Here is a 5,595-nt window from a genome sequence, read left to right on the forward strand (position 1 = left end):
ACTATGTGGTAAGATGAATATGATAAGCAAGCTATAAAGAGGTGATTTCGTTTGCGTTACATAATGACAATTTTTTGGACATTTTTACTTTCACAAATGTTAGTTTATGTTGTTGGTTCAATGAATGGGGTTCCTTTTAATTTTTCAATGGGGCTAATTCTAACAGCTGTATTTTCTGTGTTAGTTTTCATTTTATCAGCACTTATTCCAGATGAGCCTACTCATGAAGAAGGTTCTCATTAAAAGCATGAAATAATAAGTAAATGGTGTTTAAATAATATGCACAAATAGTGGAAGAATTCCATTGTTCGTGCATTTTATTTAAACACCTTTTTTTATAAAAGACTGTTGTTTTTCAATAGAAAATCAAGCAGCCTGAATACATTTTTCCTTTGACAGTACCATAATCGTATCCAGACTGCATTTCTAATCGCTTTGATCTTATTTAAAAATCCTCAAACTACTTCTTCCGTTACTCTCCGCTTCTTAATATAATGCGATCCTTTTCTATCTCTACTTGCACATGATCATTTTCCTTTATTTTGCCGCCGATAATTTCCCTAGCTAAAAGGGTTTCGATTGTTTTTTGTAAAAATCTTCTTAATGGTCTTGCACCAAAAATAGGATCGAACCCACTTTTAGCCACAAATTCTTTTGCAGCATCTGTCAATTCAATGGTGATATGTTGTTCCGATAGTCTTCCTTGTAATTGAATAACCAGTTTCGAAACAATCTCTTTAATGTTTGCCAACGATAAAGGCTTGAATAGGATGACTTCATCAATTCTATTTAAGAATTCTGGTCTAAAATGACCTTTTAATTGATTCATGACGCCTTCTCTAATCTCTTCTGGCATCTCCTCTTCCTCGCCACTTTCTAACAATAGATGGGAACCAATATTGGAAGTCATAATAATTACCGTATTTTTAAAATCAACCGTTCTCCCTCTTGAATCTGTAATTCTTCCATCATCAAGAACTTGAAGCAAAATATTAAATACTTCTGGATGAGCTTTCTCCACCTCGTCTAAAAGGACAACAGAGTAAGGCTTTCTTCTAATAGCTTCCGTTAACTGTCCACCCTCTTCATACCCTATATAACCTGGAGGCGCTCCAATTAAACGAGATACAGCATGTTTTTCCATATACTCTGACATATCTATACGGATCATTTGCTCTTCACTATCAAAAAGCGTTGCTGCTAATGCTTTTGCGAGCTCTGTTTTCCCAACTCCGGTTGGGCCTAAAAATAGAAAGGAACCGATTGGTCTGTTTGGATCTTTAATCCCAGCTCTCGCTCTTAAAACAGCGTCACTAACAAGCTGTACTGCCTCTGATTGGCCAACTACTCTTTCTTGAAGGATCGCTTCTAAGCGTAATAGCTTTTCTCGTTCTTTCTCTACTAATTTGGATACAGGGATACCTGTCCATCTAGCAACAATATTAGCGATTTCTTCTTCTGTTACCTCTTCCCTAAGGAGACGATTTTCATTTTTCTGTTTTGCCTTCTCTTCCAATTCTCTGATTTCTTTTTCTAATTTAGGAATACTTCCATGTCGTAATTCAGCTGCTTTGTTTAAATCATAATTATTCTCCGCTTCTTCTAGTTCTCTTTTTTTCCGCTCTAACTGTTCTTTTTTCTCATGCACCAATTGCAAAGCATCTTTTTCCTGTTGCCATTTTGCTTTCAGGCCATTTGCACGCTCTTTTAAATCAGCTAGTTCTTTTGCAATTACGGCTAGTCTTTCTTTACTTTGAGTATCTTCTTCCCCATGTAATGCCGCTTCTTCAATTTCTAATTGCATGATTTTTCTTGTTAGTTCATCAATTTCAATTGGCATGGAATCTATTTCTGTGCGAATCATCGCACATGCCTCATCTATTAAATCAATCGCTTTATCAGGCAAAAAACGTTCCGTTATATAACGATCCGACAAAGTAGCTGCAGCAATGATGGAACGATCTTGAATATTTACGCCATGATGAATTTCAAATCTTTCTTTTAACCCTCTTAAAATCGCAATTGTATCTTCCACTGTTGGCTCAGAAACAAGCACTTGTTGAAAGCGTCGCTCAAGGGCTGGGTCTTTTTCAATATATTGGCGATGCTCATCCAATGTTGTTGCACCAATACAATGGAGCTCCCCTCTTGCCAGCATTGGCTTCAGCATATTACCTGCATCCATCGCACTATCTGTTTTTCCAGCTCCTACAATTGTATGCAATTCATCAATAAATAGGATGATACGCCCATCACTATTCTTTACTTCCTGTAATACTGCTTTTAGTCGTTCCTCAAATTCCCCTCTAAATTTGGCACCTGCTATTAATGCTCCCATATCTAAAGAAAAAATCGTTTTGTCTTTTAAGCCCTCTGGTACATCTTTTCTGACAATTCGTTGGGCCAACCCTTCCACAATAGCTGTTTTCCCTACTCCAGGCTCCCCGATTAAAACCGGATTATTTTTTGTTTTTCTCGATAATATTCGAATTACATTACGGATTTCATTATCTCGGCCAATTACTGGGTCTAGCTTCCCCAATTTTACTTCTTCTACGAGATCTCGACCATATTTACTTAGCACTTCATAAGTCCCTTCTGGATTCTTGCTAGTCACTCTTTGTGTCCCCCTTATCTCCTTTATCACTTTTTTTATTTCAGCATATTCGATACCTTCCTGTTTTAAAATCTTCCCAACAGTTGAAGAATCTACTTTACAAGCAGCAAGGATAAGATGCTCCACTGATAAATACTCATCTTCCCATTCAAGCCTTTCTTCTTCTGCTTTCGCAAAAATTTGCTGTAGAACTGCTGTAATATAAACTGTTCCTTGTTTAGAACCACTTAAGGAAACTTTTGGCTTTTTATTTAATTCTTCCGATAATTCATCGATAATCTTATGTGGATCATTTTGTAATTTGTGCAAGATAGAAGTCAGTAGATTATCCTGTTGATGAAGAATAGCCAAAAATAAGTGAATATCATCTATCTCTTGATGACTTTCCTTCATTGCATGGGCTTGTGCTTCGGTTATTGCTAATTGGACTCGTTCTGTCATCTGCTCTACATTCATTATTACAAGACTCCTTTTGACCTTTTTTGACCTTTGTTTTTATTATAGTATAATTTATCCATATGTAAAGGGATCTCTCTTGTACAAAAGAGTGATATTCAAAATAACGTTATCTCGCGGGGAGATACTTATCATGAAGTTACTCTTTAAGAGAAATCCCTTTTTGAGTATGGCTGTTTTCGTAAAGTTTGTTGCTATGACCCGCAGCCTAAATACACTCCGCTTTCCGTGGGGCTCGCGCTAAAGCCGCGGTCTGCCTTTGGCCTGCAGGGTCTCAGGCTGTCTCGCTAATCCCCGTGGCGTCTACGTGTATTCAGGCTGCTCAGATTTCCTCATTAATTAATTTTTTCTATTGAGAAAGCAACAATCTTTTAGAAAACAGCCTTGAGTATAAATATAAATGGTACTCGAATTATTTAATAATCATTAAAAATCACCTATTAAGGCTTTCTTTGATAGGTCCATAACCGATTGTGGTTAGATGTTTCTGGAAAACGGTCTCCTGCTTTCATTTTCAACTTTTGAGGGTTATTTACGTTACTTCCAGTTTCACCAATTTCGATATATAATCCATTGTTTGGCGCCTTTTGCCCTGGACGAAATTGTCTATTTTGTCCCAAAATAAACTCCTCCTTTAGCTATCCATTACCAATCAAAAGCTAAGTAAACACGAAGTGAAATCGTTAATTACTTAACTGCTTATTATTATTGCCTTTTTTTAATTGAACATTACGGAAAATAATGACTGGAATTGAAGTGGAGTAGTTATAAAATGTTTGTATATACTAAAGTACATAAATGGAATTTCTGGATTTCACACAGAAAAAGACCGTTAACAAATACTTGCATTGTTAACAGTCTGATTATAAGGATTTTTTATTTTAAAATTTCTACTAATAATGCTTTTTGTGCATGCAATCTGTTCCCTGCCTGTTGAAAGACGTATGAATGACTGCCATCTATAATTTCCGCTGTCACTTCTTCTTCTCGATGTGCTGGTAAGCAGTGTAAAAAGATATAATCCTCTTTAGCATGCTTAACTAATTCTGCATTTATTTGAAAGCCTTGGAAATCTTTTAAGCGCTGTTCGTTTTCTTCTTCCTGTCCCATACTGGTCCAAACATCTGAATAAATTGCATCTGCTTGTTGGACAGCTTCCACCGGATCATTTGTAAGGACAATTTTACTTCCGCTTGCCTGTGCAAAAGATTGAGCTAATTCAGCAACCGTCGCATCCACCTCATAATACTGTGGTGTAGCAATCGAAATATCAATCCCTACTTTCGAGCAGGCGACTAACAAGGAGTGTGCAACGTTATTGCCATCGCCAATATAGGCAAGCTTTAGACCTTGTAATGTTCCTTTCACTTCTAATAAAGTAAGTAAATCTGCTAAGGCTTGACATGGATGATATAAATCCGTTAACCCGTTAATAACTGGAATGGTTGCATGTTCTGCTAATTCTTCGACTATTGTGTGAGAAAACGTACGAATCATAATTGCATCCACATATTGGGATAGCACTTTTGCCGTATCAGAAATTGTCTCTCCTCTGCCGATTTGAAGGTCTCGGCTATTTAGATAAAGGGCATGACCTCCTAGCTGATGCATTCCCGCTTCAAAAGATACTCTCGTTCTCGTAGATGATTTTTCAAAAATCATCCCTAATGTTTTCCCTTTCAGAGGAGCAATTACTTCTCCCTTCAAATGTACTTCCTTTAAGGCTTTTGCCTTATCTAGTAATTCAAGAATTGTTTCTTTTGAATAATCAGCTAATGTTAATAAATCTTTTCCCTTTAAATTTAGGTCAGATGCAATCATCATACTGTACTCACTCCTTTTCTTATATCTTCATGCCATTCCTGAATCGAATGAACAGTTAAGTCTTTTCCTTTAAAGGATGAAATAAATGCCTCTAAGCTTTCCTTTTGTGTAAAAGTAATAATTCGATTTCTGGTTGCTATTTCACGAGATTTTTTATCTTCTTCTAAATTCGTTGGATTGTAAAATGCAACAGCACCTTTATCCGCTAATAATGATTCAACTGTATCATTATCAGCAATTTCAACAGAAAGTTGGACTTGTTTAGCCTTTTTACAAATTCCCTCTACACCTTCCGTCGCTTTTATGACAATTTTCATTTCCTGTTTTGGAAGTTTCTTTAAAGTGGAATGAAATACTTTTTTTAACGCCTCTTCCACTGTGCTTGCAAGGGCAATTCCCTCTCCAGTTGAACGCATTTCTGGTCCTAATTTAGAATCTAAGCCTTTTAAAGCATAATTTGAATAAACAGGATATTTGATACAAGTAAATTCAATATCATCAGTAAATTGCTTTTCTTCTTCTGTAAAGGTATATTTCCCAAGCAATATTTTTGTCGCAATTTGTACTAAAGGCACCCCGGTTACTTTACTTACAATTGGTACCGTTCGGCTAGCACGAGGATTAACTTCTAATACATAAACTTCGTCTTTATTAATTATATATTGGATATTCATTAATCCTTTATATCCTGTATGTCT

General features: G+C 36.2%; 5 protein-coding genes. 1 reads left to right on the top strand and 4 read right to left on the bottom strand.

Annotated features, from left to right (window positions below; translation table 11 throughout):
- The first annotated feature begins 63 nt into the window (after nucleotides 1-63).
- Nucleotides 64-243: a YjzD family protein gene (locus RTL21_RS09240; RefSeq protein WP_312095537.1), complete on the top strand. Its 180-nt coding sequence runs from the start codon at nucleotides 64-66 to the stop codon at nucleotides 241-243.
- Nucleotides 244-472: 229 nt separating this feature from the next.
- On the opposite strand, the gene clpB is transcribed toward RTL21_RS09240, so the two are convergent.
- From clpB to RTL21_RS09260, 4 genes are all read right to left on the bottom strand, one after another.
- Nucleotides 473-3,073: an ATP-dependent chaperone ClpB gene (gene clpB, locus RTL21_RS09245; protein WP_312095539.1), complete on the bottom strand. Its 2,601-nt coding sequence runs from the start codon at nucleotides 3,071-3,073 to the stop codon at nucleotides 473-475.
- Nucleotides 3,074-3,513: 440 nt separating this feature from the next.
- Nucleotides 3,514-3,693: a YjzC family protein gene (locus tag RTL21_RS09250; protein WP_312095541.1), complete on the bottom strand. Its 180-nt coding sequence runs from the start codon at nucleotides 3,691-3,693 to the stop codon at nucleotides 3,514-3,516.
- 256 nt (nucleotides 3,694-3,949) lie between these two features.
- Nucleotides 3,950-4,897 (bottom strand): ornithine carbamoyltransferase, encoded by a 948-nt coding sequence (gene argF / locus RTL21_RS09255; protein ID WP_396954430.1) that lies wholly within the window; start codon nucleotides 4,895-4,897, stop codon nucleotides 3,950-3,952.
- On the bottom strand, nucleotides 4,894-5,595 hold a 702-nt coding region (locus tag RTL21_RS09260), incomplete at its 5' end, for an ATP-binding protein (protein WP_312095543.1). The genes argF and RTL21_RS09260, both read right to left, overlap by 4 nt.

This window comes from Niallia sp. (assembly GCF_031978665.1).
Taxonomy (GTDB): domain Bacteria; phylum Bacillota; class Bacilli; order Bacillales; family Cytobacillaceae; genus Niallia.

What these genes read in the sequence shown, in the direction of transcription:
- RTL21_RS09240 (WP_312095537.1), top strand. Translation starts at nt 64, where the DNA reads ATGACAATTTTTTGGACATTTTTACTTTCACAAATGTTAGTTTATGTT.
- clpB (WP_312095539.1), bottom strand. Translation starts at nt 3,073, where the DNA reads ATGAATGTAGAGCAGATGACAGAACGAGTCCAATTAGCAATAACCGAA.
- argF (WP_396954430.1), bottom strand. Translation starts at nt 4,897, where the DNA reads ATGATGATTGCATCTGACCTAAATTTAAAGGGAAAAGATTTATTAACA.